Origin of the sequence: Paenibacillus sp. FSL H8-0079, assembly GCF_037991315.1 — a bacterium.
Classification (GTDB): Bacteria; Bacillota; Bacilli; order Paenibacillales; family Paenibacillaceae; genus Paenibacillus.
Genome location: NZ_CP150300.1, coordinates 5,691,911 through 5,716,628, shown reverse-complemented (window position 1 = coordinate 5,716,628; position 24,718 = coordinate 5,691,911). Strand labels below are relative to the sequence as shown.

Sequence of the window (24,718 nt, the reverse complement as noted above, 5' to 3'; positions counted from 1 at the left end):
TACACAGGCACTTCGATGACAGAACAACCTTCCAATCGCTGTTATCCCCAGATTTTTTCGATTCCCTTTCTCAAGGGGAAATCCGGTGATAAAGGCGAGATTATGCTTCCGATGAGGCTTTCTTTCAGAAAGCTTTTAGCTTCGCTTTTTCAGGTTTTTTCTGTCCTCTTCGTTATCGTGTAAATGATTAGTTTAACTTATTGTTTCTGAGAAACAATAAGTTTCCTTGCAACAATAGTAGTTTAAATTCTGTTCTTTTGTCAATATTGTTTCCTAGGAAACTTTAATTGTAGACCCGTCCTTGCTATACTGGAATGAAGTTCATTAGTGTTGGAGGAAAAAGGATGATCAAGCCATCAAACTATCACAATAAAGAGCACCTGATTGATGAAGTGCTGGAAGCTGTGAAAGACATACAGATTAAATTCCAAGCGGAAGATGACGAAGAGAAGGAGTGGCTACTCCAGAATAGCCCTAATCCGGAAGTTCAGGAGTTAGTCGAAGAAATGACAGTTACCATGCTGCATGTGCTGGATGCCATTGGAACACTTGAGCCTGTAAATGGCATAACCATTTCGAAGCAATTCGGCTTTTCCAAAGGCACGGTTTCCAAAATCACCAAAAGGCTGGTACAGAAAAATATCATTCTGCCTGAATACCTGCCTGATAATAAAAAAGAAGTATTGTTTCGCATGACAGAACGGGGTCAAGACATCTATCGTTTACATCAAGCCATGCATCAACAAATTGATCTTGGCGCAAATCGTTTTTTGCAGCGATATACCGAAGAAGAATTGCAGTTCTTAGTGCATGCTCTCCGTGACACCGCGCAGGCCTCATGGTTCCATTCGGAAAAAGATGGGCCATCCATCGTTTCTAGTGAGGGGATGCCCTATGCCGATGAAGCTTCATACGATAACGATAATGAGAATACGGAAGCAGTGACCATTAACGAGGAAATGAATGAAATTATGGGGATGCTTGATACGCTGAACTCCCGTGACCTGAAGAAGGCTAAGGCCGTTCTTGAGCATGTTTTCTTTACGGATTATGAGGATTAGCGTACGTAAGCTGCTGAGTACGCTCATATTCATCTCGGCATGTGACGTCGTTTTGGAAAAGAGATAAACGCTATAAAACCGGACAGGCCGTGGCCTATCCGGTTTATTTGCATTGAATGTAAATGCAGATCAGGTCATGTGATTCACGCTAATCATAACTTTTACAAGAAAAAATAACCAAAATTTTAATTTTGGGGTAATCCAAATCCCCTCTTGTTCCGAATATTATATTAGATGGTCTTTTTTGGATGATGGATATTTAAGGACAACAGGGGGCGGGAGTATGGTACATAATCCGGAAACCATTCAGGAATGTATCGAACATGCACGGCAAAGACTCTACCAGATTGCAAATCAATACCCGGAACTGTGGCATCCGGAGGTTATTCGCCAATCCATGGTGCTGGATGAGTTAATTAATGAATATAACAACGCAACTCGCGGGAGAACAATTGCGAATCAACTGAAATCATAACCTTCTGAACAAAGAATTTCATGTAGGGATTCCTTGTGTTTGCCTTACTCTTTTACCGCCCCCAGCACAATCCCCTTCACGAAGAAACGCTGCAAGAACGGATATACGAGCAGAATTGGCAGAGCGCCAATAAAGATCTGAGCCGCGTTCACCGTACGCTGAGACATGTTCTGAAGCTGCGTTGCATCCACGTTCATATTAGAGAAATCCTGCTGAACGATAATGGTCTGCATTAACGTGGCTAGTGGATATTTGGAAGCATCATTCATATAGATCAACCCGTCGAACCAGGAATTCCACTGACCTACCATCGTGAATAAAGAGATCGTCGCAATGGCGGGCATGGATACAGGCAGATAGATTTTGAATAACGTCGTAATATGGTTGGCTCCATCGATAAATGCGGCTTCTTCCAGCTCTTTCGGCACGTTTCGGAAAAAGTTCATCATCAGAATCAGGTTCCAAACAGCCACCGCTCCTGGCAAAATCAAAGCCCACATCGTATTAATCAGTCCAAGCTTCTGGATCAAAATATAGGACGGAATCAATCCCCCGCTGAACAGCATCGTGAAGATGAAAAACCACGCATATAACGAACGTCCTTTAAAGTGCAGACTCTCCTTGGATAACGGATAAGCCGTCAGGAAAACAAGTGTCATACTGAGCAGTGTGCCAAGAACGGTACGTTGAACTGAAATCCAAAGCGCACTGAGAAAGTTACTGTTACCAAATGTTTTGGTGTAGGCGTCCACCGTAAAATCAATCGGCCAAAGTGTCACCAGATTGGCGGATGCTGCCGCTTTACCACTGAAGGAAACCGCCAGAATATGGACCAGCGGCAGGATGCACAGGATCGAAACGGCCGCAATGAATATCAGGTTGAAGCCATTGAATATACGGTACCCGGTTGTTTTGTGATACACCTTGATTCCTCCTTAGCATTTTGCATAATTCGATTTGAATCGCTCGCGTGTACAAGATATAGACGAACTAAACCATTTCGATCTATATCTTGCTGATTGAAAGTCGCTGTCTGGATGTATGCAAAATGCCCCTTAAAAAATACGGTAATTGGCGATTTTGTACGCCATCCGGTACGCAGAGATGACCAGGAACATCGCGACAAATGATTTGAATAGTCCAACGGCGGTCGCAAAGCTCATTTTGCCGTTCAGAATTCCCATCCGGTAGACAAAGGTATCGATAATATCGCCTTTTTCATATACCAGCGGATTGTAAAGGTTGAAGATCTGGTCAAAGCCTGCATTCAGGATATTGCCCAGCGATAACGTACCTACCACGATAATCATCGGCACGAGTGCAGGCAGGGTAATGTGTAATGTCTGTCTAAGTCGTGTTGCCCCATCCACCTCCGAAGCCTCATACAATGCCGGGTTAATACCCGCAAGTGCTGCTAGAAATACAATCGTACCGAATCCAAACTCCTTCCACACATCACTGACAACTACCGTTACACGGAACCAGTCTCCATCCCCCAAAAAGAAGATCGGTTCAACGCCAGCCGCCGCTAACACCTGGTTTACCAGCCCACCTTCCGGTGATAACATGTCGAGTAATATACCACCAAGAACAACCCAGGACAGGAAATGGGGCAGATACACCAAGGTTTGTGAGAAACGTTTGAACGTGGAGTTCCGAACCTCATTCAGCAAAATGGCGAACACCACGGGGGCCACAAGTCCGGCCACAATTTTCATGGAAGCAATCAGTACCGTGTTCCAGATGACCTGAACGCTGTCGGGATATTCGAACATGAACCTGAAGTTGTCCCAGCCTACCCATTTGGAGCCAGTGAATCCTAGCCACGGTTTGAAATCTTGAAAAGCAATGATAATGCCGCCCATGGGCACATAGGCGAACAGTAATGTAAGCAGTACAGCAGGCAGCAGCATCAGATGCAGAGGCCACGTGCGTTTGAAATTCCAGCGGGTACGTTTGCGTGCATGGGGTGTCATTTTTCGCACCGGCGTATTGGTTGTTAACGGTTGTTCCATAGCCATCAGGGTCCCTCCTTTATCTCGTCCAGCTCCGGCATGATGAGGCGAGCAAGCCTCTGCACAGAGTGGAGCAACTGAATTATAGCAACGGAAAAGGGCGGACTATAGAACAACATTTCAATGCGGATGTTGAAATATTAACTTGTTGATGGAAACAGAGGATTTCAAGTCACAGGAAAACGAGAGAACATAAAATCATATAGAAATGTAAGGGTTTTCAATATAAAATAGGACTTCGGTGTAGAACGACTTCAAATTCAGAGACAGGGTGAAACGATGAAATTCACAGTATTTGCGAAGACGGTCATTCTCTTAATCTGCCTGCTCGTCCCCATTCTGCTGCTTTATACATACGCGAATCAGGCAAATGTGGATATGGTCGTTGAAGAGAAACAGCAGTCGAGTCTGAACCAGTTCAATTATTTCAGTTCCCAGGTGGATAAAAATATTGAGCAGCTCTCACTATATGGCCTGACGTTGCTGCGAGATCCGAGTATCCTGCACTACCGTTACATGACGGACTCAACCAGCCAATATGAGAAAAACAGCATCTATCTGGATATTCTCGACAAATTATCGTTGTACCAGTCCACCAGCCGTTGGAAGAACGATATTACCATTGTGCTGCCACAAGCGGAACTTGTGTTATCCACCATGTCCAGCCGGACGGTCTACGATGAGAAGATGTTGACGTTCCCGCAACCAGGTCAATGGCAGCTGGAGCAGGGTAGTTTCACCTACTTTTTCACGGATAACTACGAGTGGAATGAAAAACCAGTGAACACAGGCGTGCGAACGGTGATGGAGATTAATTTTGACCCGATGAACGTGGTTGCCATGTTGGATGATTTTAAAGAAACGCAGGGAGGAGATCCCTTCTTGCTCGTACCAGGTAACGATCCGTTGCTGAACCGTACGGCGGACCCCGAGCTGGTCGAAGCGATTATACGTGATATGCCCTTTAACGGACCGGAGAGGGAAGGCAATCATCAATTGGAGGTGGGTGACAAGCAATATCTGGTCAGTTACGTGCACTCCAAACAATTGCAAGCGGTATACGTGAACCCTGTGGTATTGGATGATTTGCTGACCCCAATGGACAAGAGCCGAAATATGTTTATTACCTCCATTCTGTTACTGCTCGTGCTGAGTATCGGTGCTGCACTGCTTTTGTATCGAAAAGTTCAGGTGCCAATCCATCGCTTGATGAGAGGGCTGCAACAGATTCGCAAAGGGCAGCTGTCCACACGGATTCCGGTCGATCACTCTCGTGATGAATTCGCGTATCTCACCCAGAGCTTCAACCATATGGCAGAGCAGATTCAGGAACTGATCGAGAAGGTATACGAGGAACGTATTCGCTCGCGGGAAGCAACATTGAAACATCTGCAATCACAGATCAATCCGCATTTCCTGTACAATTGCCTGTTTTATATCAAAAATATGACCCAGCTCGGCAACCGTGAAGCCGTTATTGCCATGTCGCTAAGTCTGGGAGACTACTATCGCTACATTACGCGGGGCGAGAATGATATGACGACAGTAGAGGAAGAAATCCGGCTGCTGGACCATTATTTGTCCATTCAACAGATGCGGACCAACCGGCTGACCTACGAGATTGCCGTACCGCAGCAACTGATGTTGCTCCACATTCCGCGGCTGCTCATCCAGCCAATCGTAGAGAATGCGGTGATCCATGGCATTGAGCCGATGGAAGGCAGTGGGCATGTCGTCGTAACGGGGATGGCGGTACCCGAACATATTGAGGGTCGGAAATATACAAGATATAGCCTGTTCGTAGACAATGACGGTGTCACGCTGACAGCGGAAGAGATTGCGGAATTGGAACGGGAGATCAATGAACCGATGGGTGAGGAGATTGGAACAGGCACGTGGAATGTGCACCAGCGTCTCGTTACGCGATATGGGCTGTCGTCGGGGCTTCATTTTGGAGCGATTCCCTATGGTGGACTTAGTGTAGAAATTCGATGGTTTGAGGAGGAACAACCGCATGATGAATCTGATGGTCGTGGATGATGAACATTCGGCAGTAGAGTCGATCGCTGTCTCCATACCGTGGAGAGAACACGGAATTGGTCAGGTATACAAAGCCTATTCTGTCAAAGAAGCCTTGGAACATATGGCAACACACCAGGTCCATATTATTATCACGGATATCCGTATGCCGGGTCTGTCCGGTCTGGATCTGGTCAGTCACATCCGCCAAAAGTGGGAACAGACCAAATGTATTATTTTATCGGGGCATGCTTCCTTCGATTATGCGAAGCAGGCGCTCAAACACGGGACGGTTAGTTATCTGCTCAAACCGGTTCGAGATGAGGAACTGATCGAATCCGTGCAGCAGGCCGCAGTGCAGATTCGCCTAGAGGGTGAGAAACAAATGCTGCATCAGCGGGCCATGTATTCGGTGAGGGAACATCTGCCAGAGAAGCGGGCGGAGCTGATGAAGGATGTACTGTTAGGGCATAAATTTGCGGATGCTGAACTCGAAGGCAAGCTGGAGCAATTGGAGATCGGTTTCCGTCCACAGGATAAAATGCAACTGTTGCTCATCCGGTATGATGACCATCAACCTACACATAAAGCGTTTCGATTGATGAAGTACGCTATCTCAAATGTGGTGGAAGAGATCTACGGCAGTACCTATCACCTCTGTCATACGGATGACGCCTACGATGATCTGGTCTTCATGGCTAGTCCCAAACAAACTCAGGCCGAACCGGAAATGTTAATGGGCCGACTGGGAGAGCGGTTGATCTACAGTGTGAGGCAGTATCTGAACGCGACCATTTCCCTGTCCGTTAGCCGCATAGGGCGTTTTCCAGATCAGGTGCCCCAGCTATATCATCAGGCCGTGAGGGCACTTCGTAAGCAGGCCGAGGCGGGCAAAGGATTACATCTGAATGCAGCGGTGGGAACCAATGGAGCAACGTTGAAGTCACTCGCGGCGCTGTATGAACCGCCGGGTCTAACGACGTTACTGGAAGCCGGGCGCATGGAGGATGCACACCGTAAGATTGATCAGATCTTTGCCGAACTGTCGAACAGTGTGTTCCCGGAGCATGTGTATGTGGCTTTTCATTATTTGGCGGCGGCATTTTCCTATATGGCTCATCGGGAAGGAAGACAGTTAGCTGAAGTGCTCGGCGAGCAGTACGAGCAGTTGCTCAAGGATGGTTATGGTATCTCGCTGCGTAGTTTGGAAATGTGGACTCGGTCTGTGATGCAGCAGTGGGCAGAGAGTGCGAGCGATGCGGGACAAGATGCCGGATCAACGCTGATTCGGCAGGTGCAGCAATGGATCGACCATCATCTAGGCGAGGATCTATCGTTGCAGGTCATTGCCGGAGAGGTGCATCTGCACCCGGTATATCTGTCGAAAATGTACAAACAATCCACCGGTGAGGGTATTAGTGATTATATTATCCGTTCCAGAATGGAACGTGCGGTTCATTTGCTCAAGCATACGGCGATGAAGATCTATGAAGTTGGTCAGGAAGTGGGGTACAACAACACGCCTTATTTCATTCAGGTGTTCCGCAAACATTATGGACTGACCCCGCAAGATTTTCGGAACGGTTAACAAATCGATATGAACATTGAAATTGTGATATATGTTTGCCTCCCCGGCTGCACTATCCTTTTCATGTAAGGTGCATTTGGCACATAAGGGTATCCAAGTTACCTGAGGAGGGGTTAGTTCATGTTTAGAAAAATGATGACGGCATTGCTCGCAATCACGATGGTTGCAGTAACGGCATGTAGTTCGGGGGCCAAGGAAGAACCGGCGAAGGAAGCCGCTGCACCACTTGCTCTGCAAGACGGGAAGTATGAACCGGCGGTACAGATGAGTTATTTGCGGGCCTGGAATGATGATACGAAATTCAAGAACGGGGAAACGGCTCAGAACAATGTGCATACCAAATGGGCTAAGGAACGACTTGGCATCGATCTGACCACACCGTGGGCCGTATCGGTGACCAATGATGCATTTTACACGAAATTGCGCTTGTCCCTGTCGGCTAACGAGGAACTGCCGGATATCGTCTCCATTCGGGGAGACTACAATCTGGTAAGGGAATTAATTGAGTCCGGCAAATTTGCCAATGCTGGCGAGTTATTTGACCAATATGCTTCAGACACATGGAAACAGGCATCTGAATCGGCACCCGAGGAATGGTATCCATACATGTATGAGGGCGAGCGTTACGGTATTCCGATCTTCGATTATGCGTACAACGGCGATTCGGTCATGTTCATTCGGGAAGACTGGCTGAAGAAGCTGGGACTGGAAGAACCAAAAACCATGGATGAACTGGTTACGGTTATGGATGCTTTTACGAATCAAGACCCGGATGGAAACGGCAAGAAAGATACGTATGGTCTGACCGTGGGCATGAAAAATGCGCTCAATACCTGGATGACGGAATCCGGCTGGATCTTCGGCATGTACAACACGATGCCTGGACAGTGGAATGATGCTGGAGACGGCACACTGCAATATGGCTCCATCCAGCCAGGGGTAAAGGAAGGGCTTGCGACGATGAAAGATTGGTTGTCCAAAGGTTACCTGCCCAAAGAAGCAGGCGTCTATGACGAGATCAAAGCAGCAGAATTGTTCACCGCAGGCAAAGCTGGCATTATCGTGGGACCACACTGGATGCCAAACTGGCCGATTGATGATGTGAAGAAAAATGTGGACGGTGCCACATACAAGGCTATTGCTTTACCTACAGGGCCAACAGGCGAGAGCCACCAACATGGTTCGGGTGCAAGCAATGGGGTGGTGCTGATTAACAAAGACATGGCGAACCCGGAGATTTTCTTCACGTATCAGAATTATCTGTTCGACAACTTTGCCAATCCCGAAGTGGGCAGCGAGTTCGAACATGGCTTCGCACAAGGATATGACTATGACATCGTGGATGGCAAAGTCGTTGGTGAAGCTGAAGTGAGGGACGGCGTATCACCACTCAAATATACGATTACGTATGATGGTGCACGAATTCCGAATCTGATGATGGATACGCTGGCGGAACTTGCGAAGGGCAAAGAGCCGGAGACCCCTTTTGAGAAAAATACGAAGATTGCCAACAAACCCGAAGTATTTGCGGCCGCTGAAGTGGTCGTTGCGAATAAAGATAATGCGATCAAGAGCAAGTTCACAGGAGCACCGACCGAGACGATGAAAATGAAAAAGGATGCGATCGACAAGCTGGAGAAGGATACGTTCAGCAAGATCATCTATGGTCAGGTGGGCATTGAGGAATTTGATACATTTGTAACAAAGTGGAAGTCCATGGGCGGGGATGATATTACCGCCGAAGTGAACGAGTGGTATAAGACAGTTAATTGATCAACAAAGCAGGGGAGAACTGATGAATTCATCAGTCTACTCTGCTTTTTTGTCTCGAATAACGTTTATGGAAAAATAGATCCTTTGGAGTTATAACTAACAATCTATATAAATTGAACTAAACATTCACACGAGAACGAAGAGGGCAGAAATAACCTGAAGAAGCGAAGCGATCGCCTTTATCCCTAGATTTTCACTTTTGTAAGAGTGAATGAAAAAAATCTGGGGATAACAGCGATCGGAAGGTTGTTCTGTCATTGGAGTGGTAAGTGTGAATAATCTTTAGTTCAATTTATATAGTACCTGATCGATTATGACTCGAAGCGCACAAAAGTGACGTTTTTTCCTAAAATCACATTGTCCACCTTCCATCCAGCATTTAACCAGGATAGTGCCTGTGTATGATTATTAGAATTATTCACCCACCATTGTTCGCGATTATACGCTGTAGGGGGTAACTTAAATCCAAGAATCTCCTCAAGCTCTGCGTATGTAAGGGTGATTGAAACTTGATTCAAATAGTTTTCTAAGGGGAAGTATTTGCTGTAGCTCACTTAGTCTGACCTCCTGAAAAGGAATACAATGATTATACAACGTGGAGATGATGATAGCGAGGGCATGCAGAGAGCGTACATAGATATGAAAGGAATCCTTAGATCTCTTTGACTAGCAAGCAACCGTACGTAAGCCTTATTGTTCCGGGTGAGCTTGAGAGAGTAAAATAATAGGTAATATACGAACATCAATACGTATTTATAACATAGATGCCTTGGATTGATCCGGGATTCATAGAGGTTCAAGTGTGGTTGATGAACATCATAAGATGCATGGGAAGGCAGGAGATTAGATGAGTACACTTTATGATCAGGCGATGGAAGAGATGATGACGACGCTCCATGAATGGTTTGATGAACAGGAAAAGCGGGATGACTTGGAAAGTGTTGTGAAGCGAACCACGCTGCAAATGGGTATTGTTAATGATATTGTACTGGATTACAAACCTGGACGGACCACGGTAGACAGCCTGGATCTGGGTTTGGATGATGATGATGTGAAATCAAAGCAGGCAGGAGTCTTTACCGAGGAACAGGTACGGAACGAGATCGGGCCTAAGCTTGTAGAGGTTGTTCAGGGAAGATTGGACAAGCTGGCAGATACTCCGTTGATTGACTACCGCTTCACCTTGCGAGGGAAATTCCCAACAACTGAAGGCAAGCTGCAACTGACTTTATTGGAATGGATAAACGAAGAGAAAAGAAAGCTGCTCCTTGAGCGTATTTATACCTATGTAGACAAGAATGTGGAGAACAGTACATATCCAACGAAGCCATTAGAATCCTTCTTTTTGACGAGTCATCTGCTCGATCCAAAGCTGTTCCCAGAGTTGGATGTAGCATGGACGATCAGGCAGTATGACCGGATACAAGCGTTGAATCAGGGGCGTCCGGAGGCACTTGCGGAACATCGTGGTGAGATAACTCGTGCGGTGACGGCATGGGCAGAGAATCAGTTTTTGCCACAGTATTATGATGTACAGTCTTCGCCTTATCGTACCAATGAGTATTCACTAAAACCAGGAGCAACGCTGGAGTCGAACGTTGAGACACAGGCAGGCAAACATTCGGACGAGCATGAGAAGGCGCAAACAGCCGGGACTCAACCAATCGATCTGCTGTTATACGCGGCGGTCATGATTCTACGTTTTGAGCCGAGTTATAGCAAACCCAAAGGTCTGACTTTCTTGGAGCTCGCGAAGCAACTCGGTAGCAAACGTGCGGCACGTATGATGACAGAAGGTAGCGGGACGTATGCGAAGGAATATATTCATGTGAAAACGGAAGAAGTGGAATGCAAAGCGAATGATGTATTTGCTCTGATGACCATTCACATTCGTAAGGAAGAGGCTGGTGCCTATCAGCAGGCACTTACCTTTATTATTCATTTATTGAAGCAGGGCTTTCCGAAAGGTTATAAGATCAAGCTCAAATCTGCCGTAAAGCAGTATTTGCCGATTAAAGGGCTCGCGAAGTCGGATACCCACCGATTCTTTGCTAATGCACTGGAGTACTCGGAGTTGCATCCACTCCTGGAAGAGTATGCGCGTGAGGCTATCCAAGAGTTCGAGTTTTATGAGGATACCGAGGGAGAGAAGAGCTGTATGCCAGGCAGTTATGCAACCTTTGGACTGGGGCTCGTGGATGAGCGGTATTTCCCGCTGGTTGAATATTACATGGGTGAAGTGGATGATGAGCATCAGTTGATTCAGGATAAGTTCATTGCGTCATTTGTGGAAAAACAGGGTGTAACGGCCCAATCTATACCTGCGTTAGTCGCCAGCTTACGTCGTTCGACCGATAGTCTGAAGCTGAAGATTCAGCCCGAACTGGAGAATGAGGAAATACTCGAACTGTTGGTTAGACAGATTCAAGAACTTGAGTATTATGAAGCGGAACGTGTACTCTATCCGATCTTTGGCAAGGTGGAGAAGCTCACAACGCTTGCTCGTAAAGCGGAGGGAAGACGGAAGGAATTATTGCTGGAACTGTTGCAGGATGCAGGGAAGTGAAAATGTAAACAACACAAGTAAGATTGTGCTGTGCCAGCTAGTAAAACATTTTAGAGAAGTGAAAGTGCATAAGGAAAGGTGGGGGAAGTTGTGGAGGCATTGAGACGAGACATGTGGCAGGCGTTGAATGCTCAGGACAAAGAGGCTTGGATGCGTAAGCTTGTTCGTCAGTTACCAGACGGTATGGTATATGAGGGGCTCGAGACATTTGAACGATTCGGTCAGCGGATGGAGACGGCTGTATTTACGGAGGATGGGCTGAGATTTGTGTTTGTGCCTGGGGATCAAGTAACACTCGGCTGGGATCGTTGGCAGCATGGAATGAACGAAGAAACCTCAGCAGACCTGCATGAAACGGTCAGTGAGTATGGTGTGGAGAACGTGGATTCGTTTCTGGTGAGTCAAATGTCACCTGTGAGAGAAGTGAATATTGCGCCGATGCTTGTGGAATGCGAACTGATTTCGCTTGGCTGGATTGAAGTGTCTGAGGAGGAAGCACACGCGCAAAAAGATCCTGATTTTCCCTCAGTACTGGAGCAGTTTAAGCAGTCGGAGATCCGTGAATATGAATTGCATCAACAATTTCGTCTGATTCGCCAAAGTGAGAATGAAGTCCGAATCCTGTGGTTCAACGAAGGAATAGAGTTGGAAGACGTTGTGAGGGAGGAAGCTGCGGCGGGTTTTGGTTTGCTGACTGAAGACGAATGGGAGTATATCTATGGTGGAGGTTGTCGTACGTTATTTCCCTGGGGTGACAGCTTCGACTATACGATGAGATTGAAGCACTTTGGAAGTCTGGAAGGCGTGGATGAAATTGTGGATGGATCGGTAGAGATGGCCTCTTCACGGGGTGAAGAAAAGGATGATCGTCCTTATGATCTGGAATTGCCGAATTTTTTCGGAGTGCAATTTGCGGGTGATCCCTACAAGTATGAGCTTACGCTCGATTCGGCTGGAGACGTGATGCCCAAAGGCGGAGACGGTGGGAGCCTGATATGTGGTGGAACAGGGCCGTTGGTCGGGTTCTTGCCTGCTGCTGCGGTCTATTATCGAGACGTTAATGCCAGTGAACTCGACTGGGAGGATTTGATGGATGCGATGATGTATCGCAGGGTTATTCGTTTGGCTGAACTGGCATTGTAGTCATGACGAAACGAATCTATCAAGGAAGAGCTATAATGGCGAACAATAAACGTTCAGAACCGTATGATGATTCACCTTATGTTATCTATGCGGTAGATGGCATTCGGCTGAGTGCAGGCATACTTGTCCTGTTTTTTCTTAACGTATTTCTGCTTATTCCCGTGTTCAGTGTCCCGTTCCAATCGCTGTATACGTATATTCTCTTGCCACCGCTAGCCTTTATGAATATATGGGCGATTGCCCTGATTGCTGCCCCACGCAGACTCCAACTGAATTATGTATTGTTCCGAGGCGTATTTGGCATTGTTTGTTCTGTGGGATTTATGGTGATTATACAGAAATCGGTATTACTGGCTTCGCCAGGTCATGAATAAGGCAGAGGGTTAATTGCAGGATAGGGACAGACGAACAGGAAGAGGTCTTTGTGCAGAGTTTGAGCATACGTAACACACATCAAATCAGCCCCAACTCATAGAGTGGGACCGAAATGATGTGTGTTTATTTTTTTTATTTCACTTTTTGTACAGATACCGCCATTTGCTCCAGTTGAGTGTGAGTCAATTGGTTATTCGGCGAGCTGATGGTTACATAACGATCATCCAGCTTGAATGTGAGCATATCCGTTTGGTCTGGTGTATACCATTTGGCTGATACGCCATTAGGCAGTTTTACCGTTTTGCCATCATAGCTGAACGAATAATCTTTAGGGGATACCGTTACATTCATACGATTGAAAACAAAGTTTACACCATCCCCACCCGCACCTACGCTTTTGAACGTATCTCCAGCAACCATATGTTGTGGGGCATAGGCTGTTGTGAACCCGTCAAACTTCGCAAATGCTTTGCGAATATTATCCAATTGTTGTTTGCTATAGTTCACATCAGCAAATGCAGTGATTCCTTGATCATTGTTGCTGTTGGCTTTTTGAACAGAGACAGCGACTTGTTGCAACTGAGCTTGGCTCAGCTTATGATCCGGGGAGCTAAGGGTAACGTAGCGATCATCCAGTTGGAATGTGAGCATGCCCGTTTGGTCTGGTGTGTACCATTTGGCAATAACACCATTGGACAGTTTCACGTCTTTGCTCGTATAACCGTCCGAATAATCTCTTGGAGACACATCCACTTTCATATGATTGAAGACAAAGCTGACTCCGTCGCCACCAGCACCTACACTTTTGAACGTGTCACCTGCAATCATCTGCTGAGGTGCATAAGCTGTCTCGAAACCATCGAATTGTGCAAAAGCCTTTTGAATGGCCTCTTTTTGTGCTGCGCTATACGTTACATTCGTCATGGCTGATGGATTGCTTGTTGCTTGGCCAATAATGACCTGTTCTTTTTTGCCGTCATAGGATACAGGCACATGCAGTGCATCGGCAAGCGCTCGTACGGGCAGGTAAGTAGAGTTGTTATAAGTAATTGGCGCAAGTTTGTTGCCATTGCCATCCGTTGGTGAGTAAGCCGCGCCATCGACATTAAAGCTGATTCCATGGTTAAGGTATGCAGAGATTTTTTCCAACTGCGTTCCGGCGAATACGCCCGTTGCTCCTGTTAAAGTCATGCCCAGTACCATCATCGTTGCTACGGATTTCTTCATGTTTTTTTTCATCATATATCTCTCCTTCAAGTTGGGGTTTATTATGTTTTTATGGGCTCGCTGTCCCTTATGGCTTTATATTAAACCCCGAACATATCCAGAATAATTCTGAATTATCTCCAACTTGTAAACATGTGCATGTATATGGAGAATGTAGAACGAAACCTGAAGTTGCTTGGCATGGTTGAGAGTATTCTTTGCTAAATCGAAACATTTTAGTTAAAAAGATAAAGGATTAGTCCACCAAAACCAAGTACAATCGCACCAACGTATACATAGGAAAGTTTACTGAGGTTTTGCTTTGTGCGGCGATCATATTCGGGATTACTGGTCTGATTGGCTTTCGAATTTCCGATGATCATGGTAGCAATGCCTCCAAATAAGGCGATACCCACAATTAAAACATAAGGCAACCAGGTCATGAATGGACCCCCTTCACGAATGATATGATTCTCTTCATTGTACTTCAGGATAACCTTTGATGTAAGCTTTAATTGAGAAATAAAGGAAAATGAAGTATCTATATTACAGTATGTATGTGGTCTTGGATCGGAAAGATCACTACAATTTTATATTTTTTAATTCTAAAAAAACCTTGATACAACAGGCATTCGCGGCTTTCTTCACTGAAGGCTGCGAATTTTTTTGCCCACAGAGTGATCCAGAATGGAGAAGCCTGCGTTACACCCTATGAAGACGACGACGAGGAAAGAAATTATACACAAAACATAATCGAGGAGTGAATACGTAATGAAAATGAAAATGAAGAAGTTTATCGCACCTGTACTTAGCTTGACACTGTTGATGCCGGGGATCGCTGGAGCAGCTTCCGCACCACAGACACCGATGACAATGATGAAAGCATCCGTGAACACACCTGCGGCTGACCTGAGAGCGAACCTGGACCACCTGTTGTCCGAGCACTTTGCACTCGCAGTAACCGCAATGGCTAAAGCATATGATGGAGCAAAAGACGCAGACGCAGCTTACAAAGCACTCGACCAAAATGCACTGGATATGCAACCGGCAATCGCTTCCCTATATGGTGATGCAGGTGCCAAAGAATTCGAACGCATCTTCCGCGCTCATAACAAATACACAGATGATCTTGTGAAAGCAACCAAAATGGGTAACCAGGCTGGCATCAAACAAGCACAGGATAACATCAACGGATTCGTGGAAGAGTTCTCCACATTCCTGAGCACAGCAACCGAAGGCAAATTGCCAAAAGCAGCAGCCAAACAGGCGCTGAAAGTACATGAAGATCTCGTGCAAAAAGTATTCGATGAGTATGTAGCTGGAGATTATGCTGATGCATACAAGGCTTACCGTGAAGGTTTCAAAGAAATGTTCGACGTAAGTAAAGCACTCTCCACAGCGATTACGACACAAATGCCTGAGAAATTCGAAAATACCAAAGCGGATACAAAAGCAGCTGATCTGAGATCTGCACTCAACCACCTGGCTTCCGAGCACTTTGCGCTCTCGGCTCTGCAAATGCAAGAGGAATTCGATGGACGCACAGCAGCTTCCAACGCATTGGTTACAGCTGAAGCTGGAAACACAGCTGACTTCAAAGCCGCAATTGCTTCCGTTTACGGTAACGACGGTGCCAATGCTTTCGAGAAAATTTGGGTAACGAACCACGTTAACGCACAAAGCGACTATGTAAAAGCTGTTAAAAACAACGATGCTACCGCTCGTGCAGCAGTAGAGAAACGTATTGATGGGTTTACAACAGAGTTCGCTACATTCCTGGATTCTGCAACAGCTGGCAATCTGCCAAAAGCAGCAGGACAACAAGCTCTGACAACGCATGAAAATCAAGTACAAAACGTATTGAATCAATATGCAGCAGGTAACTATGATGCTTCGTACACAACGAATCGTGAAGGCTTCAAAGTGATGTTCGGTGTAGGTCAAGCTCTGGGTAACGCCATCGTGACTCAATTCAACGACAAATTCCAAGAGCCAGCAACACCAGCACCAGCGCCAGATATGACAACGGTGTGGATGCAACTGAACAGCAAAATGCTGAAAATTAACGATAAAACAACCAACATGGATACCACACCAGTGCTTTGGAAAAACACAACATACATTCCATTGCGTTTCCTGAGTGAAGGTATTGGCGCAACGGTGAAATGGGACAAAAAAGCACAACAAGTAACGGTGATGGCTGGCGATGATACCCTTGAATTCTGGGTGAACAACAACGTTATGGAAGTGAACGGCGTGAAGAAAAATGTGGGTGCAACTGTATTTGTAAACAAAGATGGACGTACGCAAGTTCCTCTGCGCTTCATTGCTGAACTTCTGAACTGGGACGTGAAATGGGCACAAAAAGATGGTTCCATTACGCTGACTAAATCGATGTAATAGTAGAGTGAAACAAGATTAAAACAAAAAGAGCTGCCCCATACGGCAGCTTTTTTGTATTCACCCAAAAGTTCCAAATATTTGGTATAATTATCGAGTAATGACCTACATAACAGCTTGAATAGCCGATGGAGTCTAGAATGAGGTATGATAATTTGGCATAAGCAAAATGAAGAGGGGGACAGAGGAATGAGTACATCATCAAAATCGGAGCGTCCAGCGAAAAGTGTGGATACCCGGTTATTTGTTGCCTGGGCCGTTTCCGTTATTGCAACAGGGGGCAGTCTCTATTTCAGTGAGATCAAGGGCTTTCTTCCATGTGATCTGTGCTGGTACCAGCGCATATTCATGTATCCACTAACGATCTTGCTGGGCATTGCCTACTTTAAGGATGACGTGGGCATCACGAAATACGTACTCCCACTTAGTTTTATCGGTGGCGGCATTTCGTTATACCATGTAACGATTCAGCGTATTTTTTCGGCTACAGGCAATGCCGTGGCGTGCGGTAAGGTTCCATGTTATACCGACTATTTGAACTGGTTTGGTTTTATCACCATCCCATTACTGGCACTAATTGCATTTATTATCATCATCGTGATGCTGTGGGGCATCGGCAAAACACCAAAATCTTCTTGATAAGAAAGGATAGATGGTGATGAGCGGACAAGCTCGTTGGTTCATGCCCTTTCTGGTGCTAATCCTTTTGGTCGCTGGCTGCTCCTATGAGGAACAGTCTGCTTCCGGGGAGATGCCGGAGATGATCCGGGTGAAACTCATGATGCCGGATAAGGCGAAAGTGAATGAAGAGGTCGCCTTGCAGATCAAGCTGACACAGGGAGAGCAACCTGTAAATGATGCGGATCATGTACAGTTTCAGGTATGGAATGAACAGGATGAACCCGAAGCACCTTCATTTGATCAAGGAATGATGAGTGCCGAAGAGCTTGAATCTCGGGGAGCGACGAAGGCTTTATCTATAGGCGAGGGTATATATGAAGTAAAACATGCGTTTCAGGAACCCGGAGTGTATGTCGTTCAGGCGCATGTAACCTCAGGAGCGATGCATACCATGCCTCGAACAAAGGTAACCGTAGAATAGTCATTTGTGGTCACCCGATGAATATACCGTACAACTCCATTCGGGTTGCATATAGGGTATATTCACCGGGTGTTTTAATGTACTTATATTGGCCTCATTTATCGAGTTTTCGTTCATATATTCAGCCTTGACTTTGAAGTATACTTCAAGGTTTATTCTTTTTTTATCAAGAATATTGGAGGCTGAATAATGAGAATTTTAGAATGGGTTTTAGTATTGGTAACCGTAGCTGCTACGTTACTCATGCTGGTGTTTCCGAAGCGCAGGGCAATGACAGTGGGTATACTTTCAGCCCTGGTCCTGGCAGTACTTCTGCATGGCTTAATCAATTCATTTCGCGTACAGATGATACCAACGTATCTTGTTGGATTTGTATTATTCATAATGTTAATCATTCAACTCATGAAATCATACCGCAGTGGCCGTTATGTTCAGAGCGCACAGAAATTCAACCGTCGTTCATGGATTAAGATGACGCTGGCATCGATTATGGTTTTGGCTTTCAGTGCAGGTTCCTTCATACTGACCTGGCTGTTACCTGCCTTTACGATGCCTGAACCTACCGGCACATTTGCGATTGGAACGTTCTCTCAACACCTGGTGGATGAATCTCGCGAAGAGACCAAAACACCCGAGGCTGGAGACAAGCGTGAACTTATGATTAATGTGTGGTACCCGGTAGATCAGAAGGCCGCTCAAGGGCTGCCACTGGAGCATTACCCGAGTGAACTGGGAGAAGCGATTAGTCTGGTGTTCGGCATTCCGTCTCAGGTGTTCAGTTATCTGGATACCATTCCAACACATGTGGTAAAAGGAGCTGAGATGTCCGCCGTCCACAGCAATTATCCGGTACTGCTATTCTCCCCGGGTATCCGCTCAGCCCGTTTTCAGAGTATGACAATGATTGAGGAGCTCGTAAGCCACGGCTACATTGTGGTGGGTATAGATCACCCGTATACGTCAGCACGAGTGACTTTCCCTGACGGACGTGCAGTCTCCTATGAGGCAGACCCTGATTTTGCAACGTCAGAGGAATTGTATCAATATAATGTAGAAGGCATAGGTATTCGTGCAGCTGATGCAAGATTTGTGCTTGATACGCTTACCCAGTGGAACTCACATGACCCGAATCAATTGATCGAAGGCAAGCTTGATTTGGATCATGTAGGCATCATGGGTCATTCCTATGGTGGGGCAACGACAGCGGAAGCACTGGTGCAGGATGAGCGATTCCAAGCAGGACTTAGCCTGGAAGGCGGATTCTGGGGGACCGTATCCACGACAGCCCTGAAACAGCCGTTTATGTATATCATGTCGGGTGGAACGGCCAAAAGTTTCGATCCGAATGCTTCGTCCAAAGAAAAAGTGTTTTACCCCGAGTTTGAGCCGGATCTGGATCGAGTGATGACGAGCAGTCTGAATGATACCTATTATCTGACGGTGGAGAATTTCTTCCATCAAAGCTTTACGGATATTTCATTAATCTCACCGAAAATGTTTGCCAGAGGCATGAAGCCAGAACATAATGTGGATATAACAAGAACCTATGCGTTGGCATTCTTTGACCGTTATCTCAAAGGGGAAGAGCAACCATTGCTGCAAGGGTCTTCGGTGAAATTTCCCGAGGCCACCTATGATGCCCAATATACCAAGATACGCAACGAACAAGCACAATGATTCCACAGAAAGGTGGAGGGGTAGGCATGGAAACCATGACAAGAGGAACGTTGGCCAAACGTACCGGTGTGAGTATGGCAACCCTCCGTTATTATGAGGATAGCGGGATTCTGCCTACTCCCCGTCGTTCCTCCAACGGATATCGGGTGTATACCGAGGATTATTTGGTCAAAATTAAGTTCATTAAGGATGCCCAGCTGTTGGGTTACTCCTTAAAGGAAATACAAGAGACCCTGCAACTTCTCAGCCAGGAAGATATGGAGAGTGATACGCTGAAAACCCTCGTCTCTGACCGAATCGCTGATATTCAGAAGCATATTAATCACCTTGAACAGATGCAGATTCATCTGGCCAGATTGCTCAAGACGCCAGAAGATGATATCCACAACTATATTGAGTCGTTCAGGGTGACAAAGAAAGAGCCGTAATCGCGGCTCTTTTCCTGTTTAGGAGAAAACAAGCATTAACTAACGAGCAGGGAATTAGAAGTTTTAAACGAATACATAGTGAAGTTTTCCAAAATATAGTGGTTAACGAAAGTCAATATTCCAATAATGAAATTTACACCAAAAAAGGAGTAACATTTTCTATGAGGGATTTACAAGGTTTTGTATCCGATTACATCAAAGGCAAGAAACATCTGCATCTTGAGATTGGCATGATTACAAAGGGCGATATCGAATATCATTCATTGGGCAATCCCAAAAAGAAGAGCGCAGCTGCTGCTGAACACAGGTTGTTCGAAATCGGCTCTGTAACCAAACTTTTTACATCGATCCTTCTATTAGAATTGGAACGTCAACAGCAACTTTCCACGGATGACACGGTTGGTAAGTACATACACAACGGTAAAAACGATTATTTGAATAAGGTTACTTTAAAAAGTCTTGCGACGCATACCTCTGGATTACCCGGAGTTGCCACAAACCTGTCCTCGAAGAAAAACCGATACAATCCGTATTCAAATTATACGGAGGATGATTTACTTGCTTTTTTATCGGATGCTGACTTTACGGATCAGATGGGTTCATTTGAGTATTCCAATACCGGCGTGGGCTTACTGGGTTATATCCTATGTAAAGTATCAGGCAGTACATATGACGATCTTCTGAACAAATATATCACAGGTCCATTAAACATGACGGAGACAGCTGCCATGCTGAATGCAGAACAGGCTGGCAGATTTGTAGATGGACATACGTCAACGGGGAAAAACATGCCTCACTGGGATACTGGTGTACATGAAGGCGCGGGGGCGATCAAGTCATCTCTTCACGATATGTGTTTATTTGTACAGGCCAATCTGAATGAAGATCATCCGCCAGCCTTTGCAATACAACAAAGTCACATTCCTGTAATGATTGGAGATTCGACCCATCATTACGCTTGGTTTAGTGATCATATCTCAGATCAGAATATACTCTGGCATAACGGTAGCACATTTGGTTTCTCCAGTTATTTGGCTATAAATAAGCAACAGGGGATAGGCGTCGTGTTATTGTCCAATTATTGTTTTGGATCAGCCTCTATTGTGGATGAGTATCTGGATGCGATATTCAAGTTTATAACTAAAAAAGACCTTTATCTCCTCATGCCGCTAGACCCTGTGGGTAATAAAATACTGGAAGCCATGATGCAGAGATAAACGCAGAAGTGTTATTAGAGTAATGGAAATGAGGAACAAAATTTAACACCTCGAACAGAGAGCCCTGAGGATGTACTTCGGGTGCTCTCTGTTCGAGGTTTCTTTTAGTTCTATCTTCATGATCTCAATCATGACATACCCGCTTCACGCAGAAAATGATGCACAATCTCCGTCTGATACTTGATACGGGTCGCGCGTTTCAGACTCCAACAGGTCTCCACCGTAACAGAACGAGCTTGCAATAGCCTTGAAGCCGCTGTACGGGCAGATCCCGGTAATTCATGCTGCTTGAGGTTAAAATGACGATCACGAATCGCAATCGACCGATTCATACGTTCGATAACTCTTCGGCAAGCCGGAATTGTCCGACTGCCGGGATTGGTAATCAGCGTCTGTCCGAGCACTCGCGAACTAAGCTGCGATAGGCCGTTGGCTTCATGCAGATCGAGCCACCAATCGGTCCGATGTTCACGCGCCAGCTGAAAAACCGCCGCAGCCAATGGATGCTTGGACTTGCCCGACATACGGCGTGGAAACGTACGATTCAGATCTGGCTTGCCTCTGATTTTCTTTGCGTAGGCTTTTTGGTTCACGCGTGGCACGATAATCAGCAGCCCTCGCTGAATGACACGACGACCCGTCGCACAATCATCTGCGAGCTTTTGTGCAGCGGCCATACTCGCCGTTTCATTCCCGTGAACCCCGGATGTAATGAACATCACCGGTCCCGGCATCATGCCACGTACGATGTAATAGGGAGTAGCGTGTGCGCTGGATGCTGCCAGTACATGTTTGGTCACAAGCATGACGCTTCACCTCCGCTATTACAGTACGTCATGTCCCTCTTTCAAGTAACGGCAGGAGAACAGGTCTTCATCCAATTTCATCACAAAATAGGCAAGCTAGTATACCCGATGAATGATATCTTCAAAATCAGGTTCTTTCATCTCTACATCTTCAATCTCACCCCAGTGTTCCAACTGTTTCAGAATGTCCATTGTGCTCCATTCCTTCCGGTTCACCTCAATGGTGACGATCTGTCCTTCCACTGTTGTAATCTGTATCGCGGACGATATAACATCCGGGATGTGAAACGCTCCCCGGAACGTTACCCGAATCAACGTAGGAAGTCCGATGGTTTCGCGAAGCGATGAGATCGTACCGTCATATGTGAGTTGACCATGGTTAATCACCATGACCCGGCTACATAACTGCTCAATGTCGTCCATGTCATGTGTAGTCAGCAAAATCGTTTTGCCAAACGTTTCATTTAATGTGCGTAGAAATTGGCGAATGTTCCGCTTTGCGTTCACATCCAGTCCGATCGTCGGTTCATCGAGAAAAAGCAATTCCGGATCATGCAGCATGGAAGCTGCGAGATCCGCACGCATGCGTTGTCCAAGCGAAAGCTTACGGACAGGCGTGGTCCAGAACGATTCAAGGTCCAGCAGCTCGGCGAACTGGGACAGCCGTTTCTTTTTATCCTCGGCACGCACGCCGTACATCTCGGCCAGAATATCATATGAATCTTTCACGGGCAGATCCCACCAGAGCTGGCTGCGCTGTCCAAACACAACGCCCAGTCGACCAACGGTTCTGCGCCTGTCCTGATGTGGATTCATACCGTCAAGCCTTACTTCACCCGAGGTTGGGTGCAGGATACCTGTCAACATTTTGATCGTAGTAGACTTGCCAGCCCCGTTCGGACCGATGTAACCCACAAACTCACCTGGGCCGATATCAAAACTGATATCGCGTACCGCTTCCTTGGACACATATTCACGTGAAAATAACGTACGTAATCCAGAGAAACGTCCTTCGCGAATAACAGGGGTCTTGAATTCCTTTTGCAGATGCCGTGCTGTGATCATGTTCATGATTCGTTTCGCCTCCTTAGCTACCTGTACTTTGATATTTGGTCATACCGAATTGCCAGAAACGCAGACTTGCAGCCAAGCTCAGTACGGCAACCGCCGCAACAACTACAAGGACCCACGCTCCTCCTTCACCACGCAGCAGATAGAGTGACGGAATATAGTTGACGAATCCTACCGGAATCACCGTTAGCAGAATGCCAGACATCCACTTGGGATATAACGTTAGCGGATATTGGGCAGCCGTTCGTGCTGCATCTTCCGTGATCGTCTGTAATTCCTCGATGCGGGTGGTCCAGAATCCGAGTGTAGCGGTAGCGAGTCCGATGGAAAAGAGAATGACTGCCCCCGTTAGGATAATGAACAGGGAGAACGGAATGGCAGTCCAGCCGATCTGTCCGCTGTGCATCATGCTTGCCAGAGACCAGCAGAGAATGAACCCACCTTGCAAGACTTCCCCAGCCATAATGCGGAAGTTTTGCGGAAGCAGTGCCAGCAATACGGGCATGGGACGGGTTAACAGTTGATCAAGCTCACCGCCCACCAAATATTTTTCCAGATGGTGAACTTCGTTGCCGAATGTGCGGTACAGTGTTTTGGATAACGTCATGATGGCGAAGAGATAACCGATCTCATGGAGGGACCAGCCTTTAATGGCTCCGAATTTGTGCAACACGAGAGCAACCATCAGAAACTCGGAGATCTGAATTAAAGCGGCCAGTACGGACGCCATGATGAAATTGAACTTGTATTGCATCCGACTGCGGATGCTTGTTCGAATGAGCATTTTATATAAATTGAACCAGGAAGTCCGTTTCATCCGCCTTGTACCTCCACTTTACGACGTAACACTTGGGTGATGGCAAGACAGATCAACGTCATAAAGACACACCAAAGCAAGGTTCCCCATAACAAGGAGCCATCTTCGAAACCAAGATAGATTCGGGTAGGTACATAGAGCAGGAAAGGGTAGGGTGATATCCAGGCAAGTTGTTCAAGCCAGTTCGGTAGCCATTCCAGCGGAATGAAAAAACCAGCCAGCAGATTCATCATCGCGTGATTGCCCCAGTGAAGCCAAGAGGACTCCGTGGTCCACATCGACGTAGCACCAATGATGTAGTTCATACAGATGGATAAGTATGCGGCGCCGGCAAGACCAAGTGCGGCATAGAATAGTGTTGAAACGTCTGAGGGCCAATGCAGGGAAAAGACAATGGAGAAGAGCAGGTAGATCGGGATGCTTTTGTACACAAACTGGTAGGCAATCTGCCCCCATTCGCGTGCCATCAGGTGGGTGAACAGATGAACAGGCCTCATCAGATCCAGTGCGATCTGCCCTGTCCTGACGGATAAGGGAATACCCAATCCGTTCGTGAGAAAACCCGAGATCCAGAGAGAGGATTGCGTGAACGCAATGTAACTGATCATCCCCTGTGTCCCATATTCTCCGAGAGTATGGTCGGCCCCGATGCCGATCCAGAGGCAGGCATACATGTAACCAAACATGGCGCTTGCCAAGTTATGTACCATGTGTGCCCCGCGGTATTGCAGATTCCGGGAGTAGGCTTTGGAAGCCAGAGTGAAATAAAGCATGTGACACCTCCGATAAGTGGATTGAACGGCGTTTCCGTTCACTTCAGTCAAGGCGAAAAAGAGAGAAGGACAACAGCATACCAATTTATTCCTTCACAGGCAAGACATTTTTTTAGCTAATAATGGTATTAACAGGGGTGTTCATGATTGCGCCACAAGACAACGGTCTGTCCGTTCATTTATAATTGAGAGGTAGTATCGCAAAC

The 24,718-nt window shown here is 46.3% G+C and carries 23 protein-coding genes; 14 read left to right on the top strand and 9 right to left on the bottom strand.

Going from position 1 to position 24,718, the window contains the following annotated elements:
* Positions 1 to 344 precede the first annotated feature (344 nt).
* Positions 345 to 1,061: a MarR family transcriptional regulator gene (locus tag MHI06_RS25615; protein WP_340399519.1), complete on the top strand. Its 717-nt coding sequence runs from the start codon at positions 345 to 347 to the stop codon at positions 1,059 to 1,061.
* A 283-nt stretch (positions 1,062 to 1,344) separates the two neighbouring features.
* The gene (locus MHI06_RS25610; protein WP_169481410.1) at positions 1,345 to 1,536 is read left to right on the top strand and encodes an aspartyl-phosphate phosphatase Spo0E family protein; all 192 of its coding nucleotides are present in this window, start codon (positions 1,345 to 1,347) and stop codon (positions 1,534 to 1,536) included.
* Between the two features lie 44 nt (positions 1,537 to 1,580).
* On the opposite strand, the gene MHI06_RS25605 is transcribed toward MHI06_RS25610, so the two are convergent.
* The gene (locus MHI06_RS25605; protein WP_017692164.1) at positions 1,581 to 2,459 is read right to left on the bottom strand and encodes a carbohydrate ABC transporter permease; all 879 of its coding nucleotides are present in this window, start codon (positions 2,457 to 2,459) and stop codon (positions 1,581 to 1,583) included.
* A 132-nt stretch (positions 2,460 to 2,591) separates the two neighbouring features.
* Positions 2,592 to 3,512: an ABC transporter permease subunit gene (locus tag MHI06_RS25600; protein ID WP_062836494.1), complete on the bottom strand. Its 921-nt coding sequence runs from the start codon at positions 3,510 to 3,512 to the stop codon at positions 2,592 to 2,594.
* A gap of 318 nt (positions 3,513 to 3,830) precedes the next feature.
* On the opposite strand from MHI06_RS25600, the gene MHI06_RS25595 reads away from it, so the two are divergent.
* From MHI06_RS25595 to MHI06_RS25585, 3 genes are all read left to right on the top strand, one after another.
* Positions 3,831 to 5,591 carry a histidine kinase gene (locus tag MHI06_RS25595; RefSeq protein ID WP_340399518.1) on the top strand — a complete coding sequence of 587 codons (1,761 nt, stop codon included), beginning with the start codon at positions 3,831 to 3,833 and terminating at the stop codon, positions 5,589 to 5,591.
* Positions 5,566 to 7,158, top strand: coding sequence for a response regulator (locus MHI06_RS25590; RefSeq protein ID WP_340399517.1), 1,593 nt, complete (start codon positions 5,566 to 5,568; stop codon positions 7,156 to 7,158). The genes MHI06_RS25595 and MHI06_RS25590 overlap by 26 nt, the downstream gene beginning before the upstream one ends.
* A 120-nt stretch (positions 7,159 to 7,278) precedes the next feature.
* Positions 7,279 to 8,931, top strand: coding sequence for an extracellular solute-binding protein (locus MHI06_RS25585; RefSeq protein ID WP_340399516.1), 1,653 nt, complete (start codon positions 7,279 to 7,281; stop codon positions 8,929 to 8,931).
* Positions 8,932 to 9,242: 311 nt separating this feature from the next.
* On the opposite strand, the gene MHI06_RS25580 is transcribed toward MHI06_RS25585, so the two are convergent.
* Entirely contained in the window at positions 9,243 to 9,485 is a 243-nt protein-coding gene (locus tag MHI06_RS25580; protein ID WP_340399515.1) for a hypothetical protein, read from the bottom strand.
* A gap of 293 nt (positions 9,486 to 9,778) precedes the next feature.
* Here MHI06_RS25580 and MHI06_RS25575 point away from each other — a divergent pair, with 293 nt between their 5' ends.
* The 3 genes from MHI06_RS25575 to MHI06_RS25565 all read left to right on the top strand — a co-directional run bounded on the left by MHI06_RS25575 (position 9,779) and on the right by MHI06_RS25565 (position 13,014).
* Positions 9,779 to 11,497, top strand: a complete 1,719-nt coding sequence (locus MHI06_RS25575; protein WP_340399514.1) for a DUF6138 family protein — start codon at positions 9,779 to 9,781, stop codon at positions 11,495 to 11,497.
* A gap of 90 nt (positions 11,498 to 11,587) precedes the next feature.
* A complete protein-coding gene (locus tag MHI06_RS25570; RefSeq protein WP_340399513.1) occupies positions 11,588 to 12,640 on the top strand; it encodes a hypothetical protein in 1,053 nt (350 codons plus the stop codon).
* 35 nt (positions 12,641 to 12,675) lie between these two features.
* On the top strand, positions 12,676 to 13,014 hold the full coding sequence (locus tag MHI06_RS25565; protein ID WP_340399512.1) for a hypothetical protein: 339 nt from the start codon (positions 12,676 to 12,678) through the stop codon (positions 13,012 to 13,014).
* Positions 13,015 to 13,147: 133 nt separating this feature from the next.
* Here MHI06_RS25565 and MHI06_RS25560 read toward each other — a convergent pair whose 3' ends face one another.
* Together MHI06_RS25560 and MHI06_RS25555 are read right to left on the bottom strand one after the other, a co-directional pair.
* Positions 13,148 to 14,257, bottom strand: a complete 1,110-nt coding sequence (locus tag MHI06_RS25560) for a hypothetical protein (RefSeq protein WP_340399511.1) — start codon at positions 14,255 to 14,257, stop codon at positions 13,148 to 13,150.
* Positions 14,258 to 14,457: 200 nt separating this feature from the next.
* Complete coding sequence (locus MHI06_RS25555; protein ID WP_017692174.1) at positions 14,458 to 14,664, bottom strand: hypothetical protein; 207 nt, start codon at positions 14,662 to 14,664, stop codon at positions 14,458 to 14,460.
* A 328-nt stretch (positions 14,665 to 14,992) separates the two neighbouring features.
* Between MHI06_RS25555 and MHI06_RS25550 the strand changes: the two genes are divergently transcribed.
* From MHI06_RS25550 to MHI06_RS25525, 6 genes are all read left to right on the top strand, one after another.
* Positions 14,993 to 16,621, top strand: coding sequence for a copper amine oxidase N-terminal domain-containing protein (locus MHI06_RS25550; protein ID WP_340399510.1), 1,629 nt, complete (start codon positions 14,993 to 14,995; stop codon positions 16,619 to 16,621).
* Positions 16,622 to 16,810: 189 nt separating this feature from the next.
* Positions 16,811 to 17,260, top strand: a complete 450-nt coding sequence (locus MHI06_RS25545) for a disulfide oxidoreductase (protein ID WP_169481421.1) — start codon at positions 16,811 to 16,813, stop codon at positions 17,258 to 17,260.
* Between the two features lie 19 nt (positions 17,261 to 17,279).
* Positions 17,280 to 17,723, top strand: coding sequence for a FixH family protein (locus MHI06_RS25540; RefSeq protein ID WP_340399509.1), 444 nt, complete (start codon positions 17,280 to 17,282; stop codon positions 17,721 to 17,723).
* Positions 17,724 to 17,912: 189 nt separating this feature from the next.
* Positions 17,913 to 19,400 (top strand): lipase, encoded by a 1,488-nt coding sequence (locus MHI06_RS25535; protein ID WP_340399508.1) that lies wholly within the window; start codon positions 17,913 to 17,915, stop codon positions 19,398 to 19,400.
* 26 nt (positions 19,401 to 19,426) lie between these two features.
* On the top strand, positions 19,427 to 19,828 hold the full coding sequence (locus MHI06_RS25530) for a MerR family transcriptional regulator (protein ID WP_340399507.1): 402 nt from the start codon (positions 19,427 to 19,429) through the stop codon (positions 19,826 to 19,828).
* Between the two features lie 161 nt (positions 19,829 to 19,989).
* The gene (locus tag MHI06_RS25525) at positions 19,990 to 21,045 is read left to right on the top strand and encodes a serine hydrolase domain-containing protein (RefSeq protein ID WP_340399506.1); all 1,056 of its coding nucleotides are present in this window, start codon (positions 19,990 to 19,992) and stop codon (positions 21,043 to 21,045) included.
* A 128-nt stretch (positions 21,046 to 21,173) separates the two neighbouring features.
* Here MHI06_RS25525 and MHI06_RS25520 read toward each other — a convergent pair whose 3' ends face one another.
* The 4 genes from MHI06_RS25520 to MHI06_RS25505 all read right to left on the bottom strand — a co-directional run bounded on the left by MHI06_RS25520 (position 21,174) and on the right by MHI06_RS25505 (position 24,512).
* Positions 21,174 to 21,851 carry a succinylglutamate desuccinylase/aspartoacylase family protein gene (locus MHI06_RS25520; protein ID WP_340399505.1) on the bottom strand — a complete coding sequence of 226 codons (678 nt, stop codon included), beginning with the start codon at positions 21,849 to 21,851 and terminating at the stop codon, positions 21,174 to 21,176.
* A gap of 96 nt (positions 21,852 to 21,947) precedes the next feature.
* Positions 21,948 to 22,916, bottom strand: coding sequence for an ATP-binding cassette domain-containing protein (locus tag MHI06_RS25515; RefSeq protein WP_340402185.1), 969 nt, complete (start codon positions 22,914 to 22,916; stop codon positions 21,948 to 21,950).
* Positions 22,917 to 22,938: 22 nt separating this feature from the next.
* Positions 22,939 to 23,739: an ABC-2 family transporter protein gene (locus MHI06_RS25510; protein ID WP_340399504.1), complete on the bottom strand. Its 801-nt coding sequence runs from the start codon at positions 23,737 to 23,739 to the stop codon at positions 22,939 to 22,941.
* Positions 23,736 to 24,512 (bottom strand): ABC-2 family transporter protein, encoded by a 777-nt coding sequence (locus MHI06_RS25505; protein WP_036606839.1) that lies wholly within the window; start codon positions 24,510 to 24,512, stop codon positions 23,736 to 23,738. Before MHI06_RS25505 ends, MHI06_RS25510 begins: the two co-directional genes overlap by 4 nt.
* Between the last annotated feature and the right edge of the window lie 206 nt (positions 24,513 to 24,718).